Source organism: Bacteroides cellulosilyticus (assembly GCF_020091405.1).
In the GTDB taxonomy this organism is placed as follows: Bacteria; Bacteroidota; Bacteroidia; order Bacteroidales; family Bacteroidaceae; genus Bacteroides.
In genome coordinates this window covers 453,658-476,242 of the sequence record NZ_CP081903.1, presented here as the reverse complement: position 1 = coordinate 476,242, position 22,585 = coordinate 453,658, and the positions used below count along the sequence as shown (strand labels likewise).

The window sequence follows — 22,585 nt, the reverse complement described above, 5'->3', positions numbered from 1 at the left end:
TGTTTCCATGAAAGTAGAATTTTAAGTTGATAATCTTTAATTTATTATTTATATGAAAAAATTATTGTTGGTTTTATTTTTGTTTGTATTTACCTTGGGGGCTGTATATGCTCAGACTGTTCAGGTAAAGGGCTTGGTGATAAGTGGTTCGGACATGGAACCATTGCCCGGAGTAAATGTAGTGGTGAAAGGAAATACTTCTATAGGAACAATCACTGATGTAGATGGTAACTTCTCCTTGTCGGTTCCTTCTGATGCAGTTCTTTCAGTGACTTATATAGGTTTTAAATCTCAAGATGTTTTGGTGAAAGGGCAAAGAACACTTAAAATCGTTCTTCTGGAAGATACTGAAGCTCTGGATGAAGTGGTGGTGGTGGGCTACGGCGTTCAGAAAAAAGCCAATCTGACCGGTGCTGTAGCTTCTATAAAAAGTGATGAATTGCTGAAGGCTAAGTCTGCTAATTCTACTAATACATTGGTAGGGCAAATTCCTGGGCTTATCTCGAAACAAGCTAAGGGCGAGCCGGGAGCAGATGATGCTTCTTTGTATATACGTGGTATTGCAACTTTCCGGGGAGATACATCTCCTGCATTTATCATTGATGGGGTAGAACGCTCTTCGGCAGATTTTGCACGTATGGACCCTAATGATATTGAGTCCGTTAATGTGCTGAAAGATGCGGCTTCGGCAGCAATCTTTGGTATGCGTGGCGCTAATGGTGTAGTGGTTGTAACTACTAAGCGGGGAAAGCAGGATAAAACGAGCATTAAATATTCAGGGAATGTCTCTATACAGTCTCCTACAAAGTTGCCGGAATTTGCCAATTCTTATGACTATGCACGTCTGTATAATACATTCATGGGGCAAGAGATATACAAGGAAGATGAATTGATAAAATTCAGAGATGGTACAGATCCTGATAATTATCCGAATACGGATTGGTATAAAGAAATGCTGTCACGAAATGCCATTCAGCATCAACATAACCTGTCCGTGTCGGGTGGTACGGAAAAAATACGCTACTATGTAAGTGCCGGATTTCTCAGTCAGGGCGGACTTTGGGAGGATATAGATTATAAACGCTATAATCTGCGTAGCAATATTGATGCTGATATTACCAAAACAACCCGTTTGGGAGTGGATGTTTCGGGAAGAATGGAAAAGACACTGAATACAGGATCGGCAGAAGGTATCTTTGCCGGGTTGGTACGTAACATTCCTGTTTTATTATGTCGTTTTCAGGATGGTACTTTTGCAGTGCCCGATGCTACTCATACTAATATTGTTGCTGCTAACCAACCTGGAGGGAGTTATAGCAAGGGGAATATATTCGTAGTAGATGCGCGGGTTGATCTGGAACAGAAACTGGATTTTATAACTTCCGGATTGTCTGTTAAGGGGACTGCTTCTTTCAGTAAGAATATATATAAGAATAAATCTTGGAACGTATCTCCTTATGTGTATACTAAAGATGCGGAAGGAGAATATGTACTGAAACCACGTTCAAGTGCCAGTTTAGGATTAACTCAGAATGGTTCCGAATACCAGGAATATCAGTTGCAGTTTAATTATTCCCGCTCTTTTGGAAATCATAATGTAACCGCAATGGCTATGGCTTTGGCCAGAAAAGGAGATTTTGACGGCTCTAGCATGAATAGGATATCTTTCGACTCTGAGATTTTGGATCAGATGAATGCCGGAAACTCAAAAGACCAATCATTGAGTGCGTATGACAGTAAGACTGCGCGTGCCAGTTATATGGGGAGAATCAACTATAATTATGCACAAAAATATCTGGCTGAATTTAATCTGCGCCGGGATGGCTCCGAGAATTTTGCGCCGTCCAAACGGTGGGGTACATTTATGTCTGCATCTTTAGGTTGGGTACTTTCGGAGGAGAAGTTCTTTGAGAAACTGAAGAAAACGGTAAACTTCCTGAAAATAAGAGCTTCCTATGGTACCTTAGGTAATGATAATACGGGTGGTGTGGCTTTTCCCTATTATAGCCGTTTTGAATTGTATTCAGGTGCTACTGCAAGTAATTATCTTCCTAATAACCTGGGCGACTACGTCTTTGGCTCTCTGTTGACGAAAGGCTTGGTACCAGGCGCAGTGGCTAATGCTATGGCTACTTGGGAGAAATCGACCAAAACGAACATCGCGATGGATGCTACCTTGTTTAATCGATTGAACCTGACTGTAGATTTCTTCATGGAACGGAGAACGGATATTCTGGTTCAACGATATGATGAAGTTCCGTCTTCTTTCGGTGGAACACTGCCTTTGGAAAATTTAGGTGAGGTGAAAAATAAAGGTGTTGACTTTTCATTGAGTTATCATCAGAAAGTCCGTGAAGTGGATTTTACATTAGGAGGCAATTTCACATTTGCCAGAAATAAAATTGTAGAAATGGCTGAGGCTGTAGGTACTTCTGAATATATGCGTAAAACGGGCCGTCCCATTAATGGCTATTATGGATATAAGACAGACGGCATCTTCAAATCTCAGGAAGAAATAGATGCGTACGCGAAGCAAGAAGTAGCTGGTACAGGCTATGTTACCCAACCGGGTGATATTAAATATGTCGATGTAAGCGGTGATGGAGTTGTCAATTCTAATGATATGACCTATTTAGGCAATGGAAATATTCCTGAAATTATTTATGGAATCAATGGCACATTGAACTGGAAGAATCTGGATTTCAGCTTTTTGTTTCAAGGGGCTGCCCGCGTGCAAGTTTATTTGCAGGGTGGAGTTATTCAACCTTACTTCAATCAGGGAAATCTTCCTCAACTTTGGGTGAATGAAAGCTGGACCGAACAGAATATAAATGCGAAATATCCGCGTTTGACAAATTCTATCCATAATAATCCTACGACGGATATCAGTGGTGTACAGACCTATCTCTATGATGCTTCTTATTTACGTTTGAAAAATATCGAGATCGGATATACATTCCCATCCAAGTGGTTGAAATCGGCTGCAATAAATGGACTGCGTGTCTATGTGAATGCACAGAACCTGTTCACTATTTCGGATGTACCGCAAATTGATCCTGAAAACACACAGCAGCAAGGATGGACTTATCCGCAAATGAAAGCGTTTAACGTGGGACTTACTCTTCAGTTTTAATCTCAAAAGCATAAGATATTATGAAAAAGTATAAGAATTTATTGTTGGCATTGTTTGTGGCTTTGGCATCTGGTTGCTCTGATATGCTGAATATTAAGCCTACTTCTTTTATTTCCGATGAAGCCATTTGGGAAGATAAAGTTTTGATAGATAAATTTGTGGCTAATACATACGGTTCAATGTTGTGTGGGTTCAACAGATGTACTGCCGGGTTCGGACAAAACTGGTCCATGTCATGGGCCGGGAATATGGATTCTGCTACAGACGATTTTGCCAGTGTATCCGATTCACCTATTTATACACAGTTGAATAAAGATGCAATCACCGCCCAAAGTTGCCCGTTTGTCAGTGAAATCTGGATTCAGGAATACCTTGTGATACGGAAGTGTAATACTATTATTGAGCGTGTTGCCGGTGTCGATGATAAAGTACTGACTGCAAAGGAGAAATTGAGAATAGATGCTGAAGCTCGCTTCTTGCGTGCATTCTGTTATTTCGATTTAGGCCGTACTTTTGGTAAAGCTCCATTGATACTTAAAGCCCAGAATCTGGAAGAGGATTTGTTGGTAGCTCCCTCCTCATTTGCTGAAATTGTAGAATTCGTAAAAGATGAATGTGATCTATATGCTGATAATTTACCTTTGACTTATCCGGAAGAAGAAGCCGGTCATGCCACGAAAGGAGCTTTCCTGGCACTGAAATCGCGGGCTCTGTTGTATTTGGCCAGTCCGTTGAATAGTGAGGATGATGCCCGGAAATGGGATGATGCAGCAGTTGCGGCTCAGGCTGTAATGGATTTACATGTCTATGAACTCTACAAAGTGGGTGAAACCCCTTATCGCTCTATGGAATTTGATAAAACAGCTGCTAATAAGGAAGTTATTTTTGAGCGTCGTTTTTCTTTTCCCGAAGCTCCTCACAATATTCATATGATGTGGAGTTTGGATGCTGAGGATGCCGGGTCATGGAATGGTTTGTATCCTACCCAGAATTTAGTAGATGCTTATGAGACTATTGACGGAAAACTGATTGATGATCCTACAAATACAATGTATGATGCCCAGGACCCGTATTCAAACAGGGATGCCCGTTTTTATCAAAGTATCATTTATAATGGTTCAACGTGGGAAACTTATCTGATGTCTATGGTGACCAATACTGTAGACCCGTCGAAAAACGGATCGTGCAAACCCAGATTAGGAAAGGCTCGCTGTGGGTATGGACCGAAGAAGTTCATTGAAGAATTAGATCCTTCTACTAATATATATGGAGGATACGCTCAAAGTAACAACTGGCCGTATTTCCGCTATGCCGAAGTATTGCTGAATTACGCAGAGGCAAAAAATGAATCGCTGAGTGTACCTGATGAAAGTGTATATAATGCAGTCAACGAGGTGCGTGCACGTTCCAATCAGCCCAATCTGCCCACTGGCTTGTCTAAAGAAGAAATGCGGAAACGAATCAAGAATGAGCGTAGAGTAGAATTATTGTTAGAAGAACACCGCTTTTATGATTTACGCCGTTGGAAAGATGGAAATGTGCTGGCGGAACCGATTATGGGTATGAATATCTATAATAATAATATTACATTGAAATATGAAATTTCTAAAGTGGAAGACCGGGTATTTACGGGAGAGCACTATTATTTACCAATTCCGCTTTCTGAACAAGAAAAGAATCCTTTGCTGAAAGAATAGTCCGGCAATCATCCGCTGCAATGCTGGCCTTAAAATAACGGGAGTGAATCCCTAAAGTTAGACTCCTGGCTTTAGGGATTTGATTTTCTATGCTCTGATGTGGGCTGGTTATAGAATTTCTTTTAGGAGCATACCCTCTCTGATACTTTATGATTTTGTAGGGAAAGCGGATTGTTGGCAAGATAGTATTAATTGAAACATTATTATTTGTATTGTTATGAATTTGAAGAAAGTATTTACGACTTTTTTTATCTGTTGTGTAGTTTTTGGTAGTGTAGCCCAAAATAAAAGACAACCTTCTATTCCGGGTGATATTGAAATAGAGAAGAAAATCGAAGCCCTGATTTCAAAAATGTCGATAGAAGAGAAAATAGGGCAGATGATCCAATTGGAAGTAAATATGGTGACATATACCGATCCTGAGTATAGTACCGAGGCATTACTATCAAAGTCCGAAAAAGAGTTAGCAGAGATAATCCGGAAGTTTGATCTGGGTTTCTACTATGATAGTAAAAGTATGACTGATGCCAATGGTCGCCCCTTACCGGAAGCCGGCTATCAGTTTTACACACTTTCACGAGCCATAAATAATGAGCTTGGCTTCAAACTTGATAATGATAAATTAGATTTAGTTTTCAATACGTATCATGTCGGCTCAATATTAAATATGTTGGGAGGCAGTTACGCTTCGGATGTACGCACCTGGCACGATGCAATCAGACAGATTCAGGAATCATCATTGAAACATCTGAATATTCCATGTGTCTATGGGCTGGACCAAGTGCATGGGACCAACTATTCCAAAGGAGGCACTTTGTTTCCTCAACATATTGGCATGGTAGCCACTTTCAATCGTGATTTGGCAAAACGTATGGGAGAAATTTGTGCTTATGAAACAAGGGCATGCGGTGTGCCCTGGATATTTGGTCCGACTCTGGATATCGGACGCAAAGCCTCCTGGCCCCGTCAATATGAGGGAGTTGGCGAAGATCCGTATCTGGCAGCGGAGATGGGTGTGTCTTATCTCTCCGGCTTACAAGGAGATGATCCTAACCACATCGGTAAATATCATGTAGGTACATGTCTGAAACACTATTTCGGATATGGAGCGCCGGATAATGGTATTGACCGTACTCCGGCCAATATCACTGAACAGGATTTGAGAGAAAAGCATTATGCGCCTTTTCTTAGAGCCTTTCGTTCGGGAGCTTTGTCGGCCATGACCAACTCTTCCATATTAAACGGCATGAATGGCGTGGTCAATAAGCGCTATTTGACAAATTGGTTGAAAGAAGATCTGAACTGGGATGGAATGATTGTGACCGATTGGGGAGATATTGAGAATATTCGTGTTCGGGACCACATAGCGCCCACTAAAAAAGAAGCGATAAAGCTGGCGGTTAATGCTGGTGTAGACATGATGATGGTACCTTCTGAATATGGTTATGGTTCCCTATTGAAAGAATTGGTAGATGATGGTTCTGTTTCGATGGATCGGATCAATGATGCAGTGCGGCGTATTTTACGTTTAAAATTTCGTATCGGATTATTTGAAATGCCTTATACGGATGTTGAAGATTATCCATTGTTTGGCAGTAATGAGCATGCCGCTGTTGCTAAACAGATGGCAATAGAATCAGAAGTTTTGCTGAAAAATGAAAATCAGACCCTTCCGTTGAAGCGTGGAAAGAAAATACTGATATGTGGTCCTAATGCGAATACGATGCGTGGACTTAACGGTGGGTGGAGTTATTCATGGCAGGGAAATAATGTGGAAACCTTTACCACATCCTACAATACAATATTGAAAGCCATGCAAAATAAGTTTGGGGTGGAAAATATCATCTATGAACCTGGAGTTACCTATGCTGAAAAGGAAGAATGGTATGTAGAAAATACACCTGAGATAGAAAAAGTGATAGAAAAAGCAGGAGCTGCCGATTATATAATGGTTTGTATCGGTGAGAACTCTTATGCGGAGACAACAGGCAATATAAATGATTTGAACTTATCGCATAACCAGAAGAGCCTGGTGAAGGCAGTACAAACAGTAGGCAAGCCTGTAATTCTGATTTTGAATCAGGGCCGTCCCCGTTTGATTAGTGATCTTGTTCCTGATGCCCAGGCTGTTGTCAATATAATGCTTCCCGGAAATTATGGGGGAGATGCTCTGGCCGACTTGGTTGCAGGTGATGAAAATTTTAGTGGACGTTTGCCTTTTACTTATCCTTCACATCCCAATTCTTTTACAACCTATGACTTTAAGGTGTGCGAGAATCGGGAAACAATGCCTGGTATTTACAACTACGAAGCGCATACAAATGTGCAATGGTGGTTTGGTGAGGGACTTAGTTATACTAAATTCGACTATAGTAATTTCAGAGTGAACAAGACTAAATTCACAGCGAAAGATGAATTAGTTTTTACCGTTGATGTGAAAAATACAGGCGAATGTAAAGGAAAAGAAGTGGTTATGCTTTTCTCTTCGGATTTATATGCTTCTTTGATTCCTGATAACCGTCGTCTCCGGGCTTTTGATAAAATAGAACTGGAACCCGGTGAAAGCAAGACCGTTAGTCTAAAAATCCGGGGCACTGATTTGGCTTTTGTTGGTGCGGGAGGTAAATGGCTGTTGGAAAAAGGAGATTTTAATATGATGATAGGTGGGAAGTTTCTAAATATTACATGCGTTGAAGATTATTGTTGTACTACTCCAAATATTGAATAAAGATGAAAAAGCAAATTTTATTATCGCTGTTTTTCCTGGCCGCTTATGCTGCTGCGATGCACTCTCAGGAAAAGGCAAATACCATGGAGACGTTCATTAAGAACCTGATGGATAAAATGACTGTTAAGGAAAAGATTGGTCAGCTCAATTTAACGGTTAGTGGTGGATTCGTTGCCGGTGAGACTCTTGAAAAAGGACTTAATCCATTGGAACAGCGAATTGCGGATGGAGAAGTCGGAGGTTTGTTTGGGCTTAAAAATGCAGCCGTCATAAAGAAATGGCAAAAGGTAGCTGTTGAAAATAGCCGTTTGCATATCCCGCTGATTTTTGGTCTGGATGTGATACATGGTTATGATGTGACATTTCCCATTCCTCTTGCTCTGGCTTCTTCTTGGAATATGGAGTTGATAGAACAGGTGGCCCGGACTTCTGCTATTGAAGCGAGTTCCGATGGAGTCTGCTGGGTGTATTCTCCTATGGTGGATATCTGCCATGATTCCCGTTGGGGACGCATCGCTGAGAGTGCGGGAGAAGATCCTTATTTGGGTAGTGTCATAGCTAAAGCCTGGGTCAAAGGATATCAGATTAATAATGATTTAAGCCGGAAGGATAATGTTATGGCATGCGTCAAACACTATGCATTATATGGTGCTGCTGAGGCTGGGCGGGATTATAATACGGTCGATATGAGCCGTCAAAAGGCAATGAATGAATATATGCTGCCGTATAAAGCTGCTTGTGAGCAGGGGGCGGGTAGCTATATGGCATCTTTCAATGAATTTGAAGGTATACCGGTTACTGCTAATAAATATTTGCTAGATGATGTCCTCCGTAAACAATGGGGATTTAATGGATTTGTCGTAACAGATTATACGGGGACGATGGAATTGACTAATCATGGAATCGGTAATGAAGTGGAGGTTACAGCACGTGCCTTAAAAGCTGGAATAGATATGGATATGGTGAGTGAATACTTCTCACAGCATTTGGAAGAGGCTTTGGAGAAAGGTATCATTGAACTGGCTGATATCGATAAGGCTTGCAGGCGTGTGCTGGAAGCTAAATATAAGTTAGGCTTATTCGATAATCCATATAAATATTGTGATGAGAAACGTGCAAAAGAAACATTAGGAACCCGGAGTCATGTGGAACAGGCTCGTAAAGCGGCTCGGGAAAGTCAGGTCTTGCTTAAAAATGAAGGAAATTTGTTGCCTCTGAAAAAGAGTTCAAAAGTGGCTTTGGTAGGACCCTTGGGAGATAGAGCACAGGATATGCTTGGATGTTGGAGTGGTAATTCTGAGATAGTCAGACCTATATCACTATTAGAAGGATTGAAGGAAGCGGTCGGGCCAATGGGAACTGTCACCTTTGCAGAAGGAAGTTATCTGGTGGCTGATAAGGAATTGGAGAAGATATTGGTTGGCAATTCTATGGGCTTCGCTTCTTCTGGTGGCAGAAGATATGGTGTTCATGAACGTTCCGAAGAAGAAATGTTGCAAGAAGCCATTGCTATTGCTCAGAAATCTGATATCATTATTGCTGCTTTAGGAGAAAATATAAATATGAATGGAGAGGGGGCTTCTCGTTCCGAACCGGATATTCCGGAACCACAGCAAAAACTATTGAAAGCATTGGTGAAGACTGGAAAACCGGTAGTACTTGTGCTTTTTACGGGGCGGCCACTTGTCTTATCCTGGGAAGATGAACATATTCCAGCGATACTTAATGCATGGTTTTTGGGTGTGCAGGCTGGTCCGGCTATTGCAGATGTATTATTTGGAGATGCCAATCCGAGTGGAAAAATCACGGCTTCGTTCCCGCGTAATGTAGGGCAATTGCCTATTCATTATAACCATAAAAACACGGGACGTCCGCAAGAAAGTGATGATGCCGGGTATGTTCGTTTCAAGAGTAATTATATTGATGTTGTTAATGCGCCTCTATATCCGTTTGGTTTTGGTTTAAGTTATACTACCTATGAATATGGCGAAATTACTCTTTCCAGTAAAACGATACCTATAAATGGTAAGTTGACGGCCAAGATAAATATAAAAAATACAGGGAAGAGAAGCGGTAAGGAGACTGTTCAATTATATATTCGCGATGTATATAGCACAAGCACCAGACCTGTAAAGGAGCTGAAGGCTTTTAAACAAGTAGCGTTAGAGGCTGGAGAGAGTAGGGAGGTTACTTTTGAAATAACTGTTGATGACTTGAAGTATTATAATCATGACTTACAATATGTATGTGAACCTGGCGATTTTGAGGTTTTGATTGGACCGAATAGTCGTGATCTCAAAATGTCTATGTTTACTGTCTTAAAATAGATATTGGTATGATTGGCATGTATCAGGGACGTACCTGGCCTGTCTTGCTCCGTACATTCTTCGCTCAGAGGTACCTCTGAGCGAAGAATGTACGGTTTTGGTACGGAGTAAGTCCATCCCGGGTAAGGGGCGGATATGATATCTCTCATCACAGACTGTTCCGGCTGTATTAAGCAACTGGCCGTAATTGAACACAAAATTCATAATACTTGATCGCTTATTCCAAAATCGTTTGGTTTGATAGGATCTTTTTCAATACATTTGTGGTATACAAAAAGCAAATAACTAAAAACACGCATCATGGGAATTATCAATCACGGCATTTTGGGAGGCTTCTCCGGTAAAGTGGGCCCAATAGTAGGGTTTCGCTGGAAGTCCAACTACTATATCCGTTCGCGTGCTGCTAAAGTCAGCAATCCTCGCACACCTAAACAACAGGCACAACGTGGTAAGTTTTCCACGGTTTTCAGTTTTCTTAAAACAATCAAACCCTTCATACGACTTGGTTACAAGGAGTTCTCACAAGAAAAATCTGCCTTTAATTCTGCTATGTCCTATATGCTGAAGAAAGCAGTGAACAGTAATGGAACTGAAATTACAATCGACTTTAATTGTGCCTTGGTATCTATGGGGACTTTGATGCCCGTATTTAACGGTACAGCTACGCTGTGTAAGGGGCAAATGCTATTTAACTGGTACAATAACAGTGGGATCGGAAATGCAGAAAATGCAGATATGGCCATGCTGTTGGTTTACAACAAGGATAAAGAAATTGCTATTTATAATACAGAAGCGGCTCTTCGTTCTGATGGGTATGCCGAACTGCCACTTCCGAATGACTGGTATGACGATGAACTGATAACTTATCTTAGTTTTCGCAGTGTTGATGGAAATAGTGTAGCTAATAGTATTCGTCTGTCGGTGTCGATAATGGAAGAAATTACAGGTGATACCGAAAAACGGGAAGTAATTGCCCTGGTTCCTTCTGAAAAACTATTCTCCTTTCAGCATTTGAATATTGCATCTCCTATAGTGGCACACATTCCATCTGTTTTTTATGACGAAGACCGTCTATGCGAAAGTAGGCCGCCTACTTAGCCGATTTTTTTTACTTTCTATTTAAAAATGGAAGGCTGCTTGCATGATCCATTCTTTTTTATTCCATTTTTCTAATCCTTTTCTTTCGTGAGAGGAGGTTTTAGTGGAAGTGTGTACCTGAAACAGTACTTCGCTAAGGTCTGCATATTCAATTTGCATGCGCATATCACGCGCACGTATATATAATAATGTACCCCCTTCCCCCTCCTTTCATCCTCCCTTTCAAAATTATGTTCTACAACATTCTTATCAATCAGCCATTTACGAAATTGTTTCAAAAAAGTTTCGAAAAAAAGACAGATATGTTTGGAGTGAATGGATATATCGGCTACTTTTGCATCCGCTTTCCGAGAGACGGTAAGCCTTGAAATTGACATTCTGACAGAAACGGCGTAGGAACTCCAACGTTTTTCTTTTCTTTTGCCTTAATTCCGACCAAGAATACAGCATTCTAAAAGAAAAAAGAAAAAAAAACTTCCGGAAACATTTGGAAGATATGTGATAAAGTTCTTACCTTTGCACCCGCTTTCCGAACGAAGGCAATCGATAATTGACTTGCTGATTAAGAAACCGGTGTTGCTAAGAACTCCTTTCTCTTTCCTCTTTTATCTCCCTTTCGCAAAGAGAGACGACGAGAAAAAGAAAAAAGAAAAAAAACTTCTGAAATTATTTGGAAGATATACTTAAAAGTTCTTACCTTTGCATCCGCTTTCTGAAAAGAAAAGCAGTTTTAAAAAGAAGCGATCTTTGAAGAATTTACATAAACAATACAAGTAGTACAAGAGCAGAATGCTACAGTGGTTAGTAATGAATAATTAATAACCGAACGTACATTCTGGGTATAAAAAAGAACCGTCAAGTAACTTATATATATAGGTAATTTGAAAACTTTTAATAAACCGAGCGTCCTGAACAGAGCAAAATCACTAGTATTCATACTAGTAATAACAATACTTTTACAATGAAGAGTTTGATCCTGGCTCAGGATGAACGCTAGCTACAGGCTTAACACATGCAAGTCGAGGGGCAGCATGACCTAGCAATAGGTTGATGGCGACCGGCGCACGGGTGAGTAACACGTATCCAACCTACCGGTTATTCCGGGATAGCCTTTCGAAAGAAAGATTAATACCGGATAGCATAACGAGAAGGCATCTTCTTGTTATTAAAGAATTTCGATAACCGATGGGGATGCGTTCCATTAGTTTGTTGGCGGGGTAACGGCCCACCAAGACATCGATGGATAGGGGTTCTGAGAGGAAGGTCCCCCACATTGGAACTGAGACACGGTCCAAACTCCTACGGGAGGCAGCAGTGAGGAATATTGGTCAATGGACGAGAGTCTGAACCAGCCAAGTAGCGTGAAGGATGACTGCCCTATGGGTTGTAAACTTCTTTTATATGGGAATAAAGTGCAGTATGTATACTGTTTTGTATGTACCATACGAATAAGGATCGGCTAACTCCGTGCCAGCAGCCGCGGTAATACGGAGGATCCGAGCGTTATCCGGATTTATTGGGTTTAAAGGGAGCGTAGGCGGACTATTAAGTCAGCTGTGAAAGTTTGCGGCTCAACCGTAAAATTGCAGTTGATACTGGTCGTCTTGAGTGCAGTAGAGGTAGGCGGAATTCGTGGTGTAGCGGTGAAATGCTTAGATATCACGAAGAACTCCGATTGCGAAGGCAGCTTACTGGACTGTAACTGACGCTGATGCTCGAAAGTGTGGGTATCAAACAGGATTAGATACCCTGGTAGTCCACACAGTAAACGATGAATACTCGCTGTTTGCGATATACAGCAAGCGGCCAAGCGAAAGCATTAAGTATTCCACCTGGGGAGTACGCCGGCAACGGTGAAACTCAAAGGAATTGACGGGGGCCCGCACAAGCGGAGGAACATGTGGTTTAATTCGATGATACGCGAGGAACCTTACCCGGGCTTAAATTGCAACTGAATATAGTGGAAACATTATAGCCGCAAGGCAGTTGTGAAGGTGCTGCATGGTTGTCGTCAGCTCGTGCCGTGAGGTGTCGGCTTAAGTGCCATAACGAGCGCAACCCTTATCTTTAGTTACTAACAGGTTATGCTGAGGACTCTAGAGAGACTGCCGTCGTAAGATGTGAGGAAGGTGGGGATGACGTCAAATCAGCACGGCCCTTACGTCCGGGGCTACACACGTGTTACAATGGGGGGTACAGAAGGCAGCTACACAGCGATGTGATGCTAATCCCAAAAGCCTCTCTCAGTTCGGATTGGAGTCTGCAACCCGACTCCATGAAGCTGGATTCGCTAGTAATCGCGCATCAGCCACGGCGCGGTGAATACGTTCCCGGGCCTTGTACACACCGCCCGTCAAGCCATGAAAGCCGGGGGTACCTGAAGTCCGTAACCGTAAGGAGCGGCCTAGGGTAAAACTGGTAATTGGGGCTAAGTCGTAACAAGGTAGCCGTACCGGAAGGTGCGGCTGGAACACCTCCTTTCTGGAGCGACGCTCACGAAGATTAGAAGTCGGTTCTTTTCGTATGCTTCCATGAGAACCTCTTGCACTACGCGTACTTGTTTATATAATATATATTGAGAAAGAAGAAGCCGAGCCGCAAGGCGAGGTTGAACTCGACAGTCCTATAGCTCAGTTGGTTAGAGCGCTACACTGATAATGTAGAGGTCGGCAGTTCAACTCTGCCTGGGACTACGCAGTTGGTAATCTATTGGTTGCTTACTTCGGGGGATTAGCTCAGCTGGCTAGAGCACCTGCTTTGCACGCAGGGGGTCAACGGTTCGAATCCGTTATTCTCCACTCTTGAGAATAGGATAGACTTTAGTCAATCCTAACTTCGACTGGTCGAAGTTTTTCTCATACGATCTTTGACATGATGTACAAAAAAAAGTAAAGTTATAACAAGCTGAAAGTATATATCGAGCCATACGGCTAGGTAAGACTAAAAGTAAGTAAGGGCGCATGGCGGATGCCTTGGCTCTCGGAGGCGATGAAGGACGTGATAAGCTGCGATAAGCTGCGGGTAGGTGCAAATGACCTTTGATCCGCGGATTTCCGAATGGGACAACCCAATATCTTGAAGAGATATTATCCATCTTTTGATGGAGGCGAACGCAGGGAACTGAAACATCTTAGTACCTGTAGGAATAGAAAATAAATAATGATTCCCCTAGTAGTGGCGAGCGAACGGGGAATAGCCCAAACCATATGTGTTACGGCATGTATGGGGTTGTAGGACCACGTCATGGGACGACAGTTAGTGAGTAGAATGATCTGGAAAGTTCAGTCATAGACGGTGATAACCCGGTATACGAAGCTAATTTAACCCTAGTGGTATCCTGAGTAGCGCGGGACACGAGGAATCTTGCGTGAATCTGCCGGGACCATCCGGTAAGGCTAAATACTCCCGAGAGACCGATAGCGAACCAGTACTGTGAAGGAAAGGTGAAAAGCACTTCGAACAGAAGAGTGAAATAGTCCCTGAAACCATGCGCCTACAAGCGGTCGGAGCAGTGTAAACTGTGACGGCGTGCCTTTTGCATAATGAACCTACGAGTTACTTTTTCCGGCAAGGTTAAGGGTCTTGAGACCTGCAGCCGAAGCGAAAGCGAGTCTTAATAGGGCGGATAGTCGGAAGGAGTAGACGCGAAACCAAGTGATCTACCCTTGGCCAGGTTGAAGGACAGGTAACACTGTCTGGAGGACCGAACCGATAAGCGTTGAAAAGCTTCCGGATGAGCTGAGGGTGGGGGTGAAAGGCTAATCAAACTTGGAGATAGCTCGTACTCCCCGAAATGCATTTAGGTGCAGCCTTGATTTATACTAATATGAGGTAGAGCGACTGATAAGATGCGAGGGCTTCGCCGCCTATCAAGTCTTGACAAACTCCGAATGCGTATTAGTTCTATATCAGGAGTGAGGGCATGGGTGCTAAGGTCCATGTCCTAAAGGAGAACAATCCGGACCATCAGCTAAGGTCCCCAAATAATTGCTAAGTTGATCTAACGAAGTCAGATTGCTAAGACAGCTAGGATGTTGGCTTGGAAGCAGCCATTCATTTAAAGAGTGCGTAACAGCTCACTAGTCGAGGAGTTTGGCGTGGATAATAATCGGGCATAAGCAATTTACCGAAGCTATGGGATGTGCAAACATCGGTAGGGGAGCATTCCACTCTGCGTTGAAGGTGAAGCGTAAGCTTTGCTGGAGCGTGTGGAAAAGCAAATGTAGGTATAAGTAACGATAAAGGGGGTGAGAAACCCCCTCGCCGAAAGACTAAGGTTTCCTGATCAACGCTAATCGGATCAGGGTTAGTCGGGTCCTAAGGCTCAGCCGAACGGTGAGGCCGATGGCAGAACAGGTTAATATTCCTGTACTACCTTAAAGAGTGACGTGGAGACGGAGGCGTGACAGTGCCGCGGACTGACGGAATAGTCCGTTGAAGGGTGTAGATGTTGATCGGGGTAGGCAAATCCGCCCCGAGAGTCGAACCTGATAGTATGGAGCGTTCTTCGGAACAATCCAATAGCGCATGTAAACATACTCCCAAGAAAATCCGCTAAACTTAATCTTTAAGGTACCCGTACCGTAAACGGACACACGTGGTCGGGTAGAATATACTAAGGCGCTTGAGTGATTCACGGTTAAGGAACTAGGCAAATTGACCCTGTAACTTCGGGATAAAGGGTCCCCACTGCGAGGTGGGGCGCAGAGAATCGGTCCAGGCAACTGTTTAACAAAAACACAGGGCTATGCCAAATTGAAAGATGAAGTATATAGCCTGACACCTGCCCGGTGCTGGAAGGTTAAGAGGAGATGTCATCGCAAGAGAAGCATTGAATTGAAGCCCCAGTAAACGGCGGCCGTAACTATAACGGTCCTAAGGTAGCGAAATTCCTTGTCGGGTAAGTTCCGACCTGCACGAATGGTGTAATGATCTGGACACTGTCTCAACCGTGAGCTCAGTGAAATTGTAGTATCGGTGAAGATGCCGATTACCCGCGATGGGACGAAAAGACCCCGTGAACCTTTACTATAGCTTAACATTGAATTTGGGTAATTGATGTGTAGGATAGGCCGGAGGCTTTGAAGCAGGTACGCCAGTATTTGTGGAGCCGCTGTTGAAATACGGCCCTTTGGTTATTTGAGTTCTAACTCGTTGATGCGAGGACACTGTTTGGTGGGTAGTTTGACTGGGGTGGTCGCCTCCAAAAACGTAACGGAGGCTTCTAAAGGTGCCCTCACGCCGATTGGTAACCGGCGGCAGAGTGTAATGGCATAAGGGCGCTTGACTGGGAGACTTACAAGTCGATCAGGTAGGAAACTAGAGCATAGTGATCCGGTGTTTCTGTATGGAAAGGACATCGCTCAAAGGATAAAAGGTACTCCGGGGATAACAGGCTGATCCCTCCCAAGAGCTCATATCGACGGAGGGGTTTGGCACCTCGATGTCGGCTCGTCACATCCTGGGGCTGGAGAAGGTCCCAAGGGTTGGGCTGTTCGCCCATTAAAGTGGCACGCGAGCTGGGTTCAGAACGTCGTGAGACAGTTCGGTCTCTATCTATCGTGGGCGTATGAAATTTGCGTGGCTCTGACACTAGTACGAGAGGACCGTGTTGGACTGACCTCTGGTTTACCAGTTGTGCCGCCAGGTGCATTGCTGGGTATCTAAGTCGGGATTGGATAAGTGCTGAAAGCATCTAAGTACGAAGCCAGCCACAAGATTAGATTTCTTAGGGTCGTTGAAGACGACAACGTTGATAGGATGCAGGTGTACAGGTGGTAACATCATAGCCGAGCATTACTAATTGCCCGTTGACTTTTGGTCTTTGCCTTGTATGGCGGATATATACGTTCAGTTTTCGAACTTTACTTTTTACATCGTGTCTAACTTATTTCAGGTGACTATAGCATCAGGGTTCCACCTCTTCCCATTCCGAACAGAGAAGTTAAGCCTGGTCACGCCGATGGTACTGCGTCAAGTGGGAGAGTAGGTAGTTGCCGTTTTAGAGGAAAGCCTCCATATCGAAATGATATGGAGGCTTTTTGTGTTTATAGGTATAATATTTCTTTTGTTTTTCCGTTTATATACCGTAAGTTTACATCTTATTTATATATAATGCGCTTTATAAAGGAAATCCATCCGATAAAATTCTGGTTGGTATTAGCTGCCATGGTGATAGCTGTTGCCTCTCTTTACGTCTCACATTCTCTGATAAGCGATTTATCTGCTGAAGAACGGGTACGTATGGAAGTGTGGGCGGAAGCAATGAAGAATTTGCAAACTGCAGATGGAAATACGGATTTGACTATGGTCTTGAAAGTTTTGAATGCCAATCATACTATTCCGGTAATCGTGGTTGATCAGAATGAGGATGTACAGACATATAGGAATATAGAACTGTCTTCAGCCGATACAATAGTCTCCTTAAAGGAAAAACTGAGTGATTTTAACCGTGAAGGTAACTGTATTCGCATAGATCTCAATGGTGGTGGCGATTATCTGAATGTATATTATGGACCTTCCCTTATGCTTACCCGGTTGGCTGTTTATCCTTATGTTCAATTAACGGTAGTACTTATTTTTGTTCTTATTGCTATCTTTGCTTTGTTGAGTTCTAAAAAGGCAGAACAGAATAAAGTATGGGTTGGGTTATCCAAGGAAACTGCCCATCAACTGGGAACTCCGATCTCTTCACTGATGGCATGGACGGAATTACTGAAGACACAATACCCACAGGATGATTTGATTCCTGCTATGGCGGAAGATGTGGAGCGTTTACAGATGATTGCTAATCGTTTCTCTAAAATCGGTTCTATTCCTGAGCTGGAGGATGCTGATTTAAAAGCTCTGTTGGAACGGGTGACGGATTATATAGCCCACCGTACTTCAGATAAGGTGAAAATCAGTACCCATGTACCCGATTCACTTCCCCCTGTGCGGCTGAATGTTGCTCTGTTTGAATGGGTGATAGAAAATCTTTGTAAGAATGCTGTTGATGCAATGGGTGGAGTAGGAGTATTGGTTATTTCGGTACAGGAAACGTCAAGATATTGGTGTATTGATGTGGCAGATACGGGGAAAGGAATTGACAAACGATATTTTGAAACGGTCTTTGCTCCTGGCTATACCACTAAGAAAAGGGGATGGGGATTGGGCCTTTCATTAGCACGAAGGATTGTGGTTGAGTATCATTCTGGATCCATTTTTGTGAAGCAATCGGAGATCAATAAGGGGACGATATTCAGAATAGAGCTTAAAAAATGAATATTTCGTTGCTAATTTCTACATTATGAGGATAATTATTTGTATCTTTGTCGCCCGAATAAATAAAAGAAGCTTTGGGAAAGTTTGATAAATACAAAATTGATTTGAAAGGCATGCAGGCAGACTCTTGTAAGTATGAGTTTGTACTGGATAACCTTTTTTATGCTAACATTGATGGACCAGAAGTACAAAAGGGTAAGGTTAATGTTACGCTGGTTGTAAAGAAAACATCTCGTGCTTTCGAATTGAACTTCCAGACGGATGGAATGGTATGGGTACCGTGTGACCGCTGCCTGGATGATATGGAACAACCGGTAAGCTCTACAGATAAGCTGATGGTGAAGTTCGGTCATGAGTATGCTGAAGAAGGTGATAACCTCATTGTGATTCCCGAAGAAGAAGGAGAGATCAATGTGGCATGGTTTATGTATGAGTTTATTGCATTGGCTATTCCGATGAAGCATGTACATGCTCCCGGAAAGTGTAACAAGGCAGTGAGCAGTAAGTTGCATAAGCATTTACGGACGAAAGCGGACGAAGATGATGCGGAAGATGAAATCTTTATTGAAGGTGAAGATGCACTGCCGGGAGGTGATGTAGAGGAAACTCAGATTGATCCGCGCTGGAACGAATTAAAGAAAATATTAGATAACAATTAAAGATTAAAAAAAATGGCACATCCTAAGAGAAGACAGTCTAAAACAAGAACTGCAAAGAGAAGAACTCATGATAAGGCAGTAGCTCCTACATTGGCAATTTGCCCGAACTGTGGCGAATGGCATGTATATCACACTGTGTGTGGTGCTTGCGGATATTACAGAGGCAAGCTTGCTATTGAGAAAGAAGCTGCTGTTTAATTTGCAGCCTGATAAAGAATATACTTGAATGCCGGATGTCTAAAAAGATTTGTAAGTACAAACCTTTTTAGACTACCGTTGTTTAGGTATTCATTAACTTAAGCAGGATTAATGGAAAAAATAAATGCAGTAATTACAGGAGTCGGCGGATATGTACCCGATTATATCTTGACGAATGAAGAGATATCAAGAATGGTGGATACCAATGATGAATGGATTATGACCCGTATCGGAGTAAAGGAAAGACATATCTTGAACGAAGAAGGATTGGGGACTTCGTACATGGCTCGTAAAGCCGCAAAGCAGTTGATGCAGCGTACAGGTTCTAATCCTGATGATATTGATCTGGTGATTGTCGCTACTACTACTCCTGATTATCATTTCCCTTCTACAGCTTCTATCCTATGTGATAAGCTTGGATTAAAACATGCTTTTGCTTTTGACTTACAGGCTGCTTGTAGCGGTTTCTTGTACTTGTTGGAAACGGGAGCTAATTTTATCCGTTCGGGGAGATATAAGAAAATTATTTTAGTGGGTGGTGACAAAATGTCGTCTATGGTGGATTATACCGAGCGTGCTACTTGCCCGATCTTTGGTGACGGGGCAGCTGCGGTTATGATGGAACCGACTACTGAGGATGTTGGTGTCATGGACGCTATTTTAAGAACAGACGGTAAAGGGTTACCTTTCTTGCATATGAAGGCCGGCGGTTCTGTATGTCCTCCTTCTTATTTCACAGTGGATAATCACATGCACTTTCTTTATCAGGAAGGTCGTACGGTATTTAAGTATGCCGTATCCAATATGTCGGACGCTTGTGTTGCCATTGCGGAAAGAAATAATCTCACTAAGGATAATATCGACTGGATTATTCCTCATCAGGCGAACTTGCGCATCATTGATGCAGTAGCTCACCGCTTGGAAGTTCCCCGCGAAAAGGTAATGATTAATATAGAACGTTATGGTAATACAAGTGCCGGTACGCTTCCGCTTTGCCTGTGGGATTTCGAGGATAAACTTAAAAAAGGCGATAACTTGATCTTTACGGCATTCGGTGCAGGATTTACCTGGGGAGCCGTTTATGTGAAGTGGGGATATGATGGAAAAAAACAGTAACAACGTTACGTTAATAAATAAGAAAAAACGCATCCTATTTTCGATGCGTTTTTTTGTCTCAACTAAAATAGAGGAATGTGATGCATAAAGCTGGTTTTGTAAACATCGTGGGAAATCCGAATGTAGGTAAGTCTACGCTGATGAACGCCTTAGTGGGTGAGCGGATTTCGATTGCTACTTTTAAGGCGCAGACAACTCGCCATCGCATTATGGGTATCTATAATACGGACGATATGCAGATTGTATTCTCGGATACTCCGGGCGTGCTGAAGCCACAGTATAAGTTGCAGGAGTCTATGCTGAATTTTTCTACCTCGGCATTGACGGACGCGGATGTTTTGCTATATGTGACGGATGTGGTTGAGACTCCTGACAAGCATAATGAATTTATAGAAAAGGTGGCACGTATGGAAATACCTGTCCTGCTGCTTATCAACAAGATCGATTTGTCGAATCAGGAGAAATTGGTGGAGCTGGTGGAGGCATGGAAAGCATTGTTGCCTAATGCGGAAATTGTTCCGATTTCTGCAACTACGAAATTCAATGTGGAATATGTGATGAAGCGGGTGAAGGAATTATTGCCAGATTCACCGCCTTATTTCGACAAGGATCAATGGACGGATAAACCGGCGCGTTTCTTTGTAAATGAGATTATCCGCGAGAAAATTCTATTATATTATGACAAAGAGATACCCTATTCGGTAGAGGTAGTGGTGGAACAATTTAAGGAGGATGCGAAGAAGATACATATCAATGCTGTGATTTATGTAGAGCGTGATTCGCAGAAAGGAATTATTATCGGTAAGCAGGGTAAGGCACTGAAAAAAGTGGCTACTGAGGCGCGCCGTGATTTGGAAAGGTTCTTCGGAAAGACTATTTTCCTGGAGACATTTGTGAAAGTGGATAAGGATTGGCGTAGTTCGGACAAAGAGTTGCGCAATTTTGGTTATCAACTGGATTAGAATATTCATACGACTGGGATAGTCGCAAAAAACAATGAGAGTGAACTATGGGAAATTTAGTTGCAATCGTAGGACGCCCCAATGTGGGAAAGTCTACTTTATTTAACCGCTTGACTAAAACACGTCAGGCGATTGTGAACGAAGAAGCAGGAACAACACGCGACCGCCAGTATGGTAAATCGGAATGGCTGGGGAAGGAGTTCTCCGTGGTAGATACCGGCGGATGGGTGGTGAACTCTGACGATATTTTCGAAGAAGAGATACGCAAACAAGTATTGATGGCTGTGGATGAAGCAGACGTGATTTTGTTTGTGGTAGATGTAATGAATGGAGTAACTGACCTTGATATGCAGGTGGCTGCTATTCTGCGCCGTACTCAAAAGCCGGTATTGCTGATTGCCAATAAGACCGATAACGGAGAACTGCAATACAATGCTCCCGAATTTTATAAGCTGGGATTGGGTGATCCTTACTGTATCTCGGCTATGACGGGTAGTGGAACGGGTGATATGATGGACTTGATTGTTGGTACATTCAAGAAAGAAGCTGACGAAATACTGGATGAAGATATTCCCCGCTTTGCAGTGGTGGGACGTCCGAATGCAGGTAAGTCTTCTATCGTGAATGCTTTTATAGGTGAAGATCGTAATATTGTGACGGAGATTGCCGGTACAACACGTGATTCCATCTATACACGTTACAATAAATTTGGTTTTGATTTCTATCTGGTAGATACTGCCGGTATCCGTAAGAAGAACAAGGTGAATGAAGATTTGGAATATTATTCCGTAATCCGTTCTATCCGTTCTATTGAGAACGCCGATGTGTGTATCCTTATGTTGGATGCTACCCGTGGTGTTGAGAGTCAAGACTTGAATATATTCTCACTGATACAGAAAAATGCCAAAGGTTTGGTAGTGGTAGTAAATAAATGGGATTTAGTACAGGACAAAACTGTGAAGGTAATGAAGACTTTCGAAGATGCTATCCGTAGTCGTTTTGCTCCGTTTGTTGATTTCCCTATTATCTTCGGTTCGGCATTGACCAAACAACGCATTCTGAAGGTGCTGGAAGAAGCGCGTATAGTGTATGATAATCGTATGACGCGTATTCCTACTGCCCGACTGAATGAAGAAATGCTTCCCTTGATTGAGGCGTATCCGCCTCCTGCAACCAAAGGCAAGTATATTAAGATTAAGTATATCACGCAGTTACCTAATACGCAGGTACCTTCTTTTGTGTATTTCGCTAACTTGCCGCAGTATGTAAAGGAACCCTATAAACGTTTCCTGGAAAATAAGATGCGTGAGAAGTGGAGTTTGACCGGAACTCCGATAAACATCTATATCCGTCAGAAGTAGGATTATTAGGACTTTAAGATATTGAAATGAAACCGCTTGATTT

Annotated in this window: 11 protein-coding genes, 2 tRNA genes and 3 rRNA genes; all 16 read left to right on the top strand. The window is 42.7% G+C overall.

All coding sequences use genetic code 11. The features are described 5' to 3' along the window. Positions 1-52: 52 nt before the first annotated feature. The 16 genes from K6V21_RS01615 (at position 53) to der (ending at position 22,542) form a co-directional block, all read left to right on the top strand. On the top strand, positions 53-3,133 hold the full coding sequence (locus K6V21_RS01615) for a SusC/RagA family TonB-linked outer membrane protein (RefSeq protein WP_060407587.1): 3,081 nt from the start codon (positions 53-55) through the stop codon (positions 3,131-3,133). A 20-nt stretch (positions 3,134-3,153) separates the two neighbouring features. Beyond that, positions 3,154-4,830 (top strand): RagB/SusD family nutrient uptake outer membrane protein, encoded by a 1,677-nt coding sequence (locus tag K6V21_RS01610; RefSeq protein WP_060407588.1) that lies wholly within the window; start codon positions 3,154-3,156, stop codon positions 4,828-4,830. Between the two features lie 217 nt (positions 4,831-5,047). Then, on the top strand, positions 5,048-7,558 hold the full coding sequence (locus tag K6V21_RS01605) for a beta-glucosidase (RefSeq protein ID WP_224320648.1): 2,511 nt from the start codon (positions 5,048-5,050) through the stop codon (positions 7,556-7,558). 2 nt (positions 7,559-7,560) lie between these two features. Then, positions 7,561-9,885, top strand: a complete 2,325-nt coding sequence (gene bglX, locus K6V21_RS01600) for a beta-glucosidase BglX (RefSeq protein ID WP_060407589.1) — start codon at positions 7,561-7,563, stop codon at positions 9,883-9,885. A gap of 300 nt (positions 9,886-10,185) precedes the next feature. After that, a complete protein-coding gene (locus K6V21_RS01595; RefSeq protein WP_224320647.1) occupies positions 10,186-10,983 on the top strand; it encodes a DUF6266 family protein in 798 nt (265 codons plus the stop codon). A 958-nt stretch (positions 10,984-11,941) separates the two neighbouring features. Beyond that, a 16S ribosomal RNA gene (locus K6V21_RS01590) occupies positions 11,942-13,464 on the top strand. A 138-nt stretch (positions 13,465-13,602) separates the two neighbouring features. Further along, positions 13,603-13,676: transfer RNA gene (locus tag K6V21_RS01585), tRNA-Ile, on the top strand. 31 nt (positions 13,677-13,707) lie between these two features. Next, positions 13,708-13,781: transfer RNA gene (locus K6V21_RS01580), tRNA-Ala, on the top strand. A gap of 142 nt (positions 13,782-13,923) precedes the next feature. Then, positions 13,924-16,806, top strand: a 23S ribosomal RNA gene (locus K6V21_RS01575). A 69-nt stretch (positions 16,807-16,875) separates the two neighbouring features. Next, a 5S ribosomal RNA gene (gene rrf / locus K6V21_RS01570) occupies positions 16,876-16,985 on the top strand. Together the 16S, 23S and 5S rRNA genes with 2 tRNA genes alongside form the textbook arrangement of a ribosomal RNA operon. A gap of 112 nt (positions 16,986-17,097) precedes the next feature. Beyond that, the gene (locus K6V21_RS01565) at positions 17,098-18,246 is read left to right on the top strand and encodes a sensor histidine kinase (protein WP_217716211.1); all 1,149 of its coding nucleotides are present in this window, start codon (positions 17,098-17,100) and stop codon (positions 18,244-18,246) included. Positions 18,247-18,320: 74 nt separating this feature from the next. Next, complete coding sequence (locus tag K6V21_RS01560; RefSeq protein ID WP_224320646.1) at positions 18,321-18,905, top strand: YceD family protein; 585 nt, start codon at positions 18,321-18,323, stop codon at positions 18,903-18,905. 12 nt (positions 18,906-18,917) lie between these two features. Further along, positions 18,918-19,103, top strand: a complete 186-nt coding sequence (gene rpmF, locus K6V21_RS01555; protein ID WP_002562387.1) for a 50S ribosomal protein L32 — start codon at positions 18,918-18,920, stop codon at positions 19,101-19,103. Between the two features lie 111 nt (positions 19,104-19,214). Further along, positions 19,215-20,219: a beta-ketoacyl-ACP synthase III gene (locus K6V21_RS01550; RefSeq protein ID WP_007210034.1), complete on the top strand. Its 1,005-nt coding sequence runs from the start codon at positions 19,215-19,217 to the stop codon at positions 20,217-20,219. An 80-nt stretch (positions 20,220-20,299) separates the two neighbouring features. Next, on the top strand, positions 20,300-21,181 hold the full coding sequence (gene era, locus K6V21_RS01545) for a GTPase Era (protein WP_044269564.1): 882 nt from the start codon (positions 20,300-20,302) through the stop codon (positions 21,179-21,181). Positions 21,182-21,228: 47 nt separating this feature from the next. Next, on the top strand, positions 21,229-22,542 hold the full coding sequence (gene der, locus K6V21_RS01540) for a ribosome biogenesis GTPase Der (RefSeq protein ID WP_007210036.1): 1,314 nt from the start codon (positions 21,229-21,231) through the stop codon (positions 22,540-22,542). Positions 22,543-22,585: the final 43 nt, after the last annotated feature.

What these genes read in the sequence shown, in the direction of transcription:
- era (WP_044269564.1), top strand. Translation starts at nt 20,300, where the DNA reads ATGCATAAAGCTGGTTTTGTAAACATCGTGGGAAATCCGAATGTAGGT.
- rpmF (WP_002562387.1), top strand. Translation starts at nt 18,918, where the DNA reads ATGGCACATCCTAAGAGAAGACAGTCTAAAACAAGAACTGCAAAGAGA.
- K6V21_RS01615 (WP_060407587.1), top strand. Translation starts at nt 53, where the DNA reads ATGAAAAAATTATTGTTGGTTTTATTTTTGTTTGTATTTACCTTGGGG.
- K6V21_RS01565 (WP_217716211.1), top strand. Translation starts at nt 17,098, where the DNA reads ATGCGCTTTATAAAGGAAATCCATCCGATAAAATTCTGGTTGGTATTA.
- K6V21_RS01550 (WP_007210034.1), top strand. Translation starts at nt 19,215, where the DNA reads ATGGAAAAAATAAATGCAGTAATTACAGGAGTCGGCGGATATGTACCC.
- bglX (WP_060407589.1), top strand. Translation starts at nt 7,561, where the DNA reads ATGAAAAAGCAAATTTTATTATCGCTGTTTTTCCTGGCCGCTTATGCT.
- der (WP_007210036.1), top strand. Translation starts at nt 21,229, where the DNA reads ATGGGAAATTTAGTTGCAATCGTAGGACGCCCCAATGTGGGAAAGTCT.
- K6V21_RS01605 (WP_224320648.1), top strand. Translation starts at nt 5,048, where the DNA reads ATGAATTTGAAGAAAGTATTTACGACTTTTTTTATCTGTTGTGTAGTT.
- K6V21_RS01595 (WP_224320647.1), top strand. Translation starts at nt 10,186, where the DNA reads ATGGGAATTATCAATCACGGCATTTTGGGAGGCTTCTCCGGTAAAGTG.
- K6V21_RS01610 (WP_060407588.1), top strand. Translation starts at nt 3,154, where the DNA reads ATGAAAAAGTATAAGAATTTATTGTTGGCATTGTTTGTGGCTTTGGCA.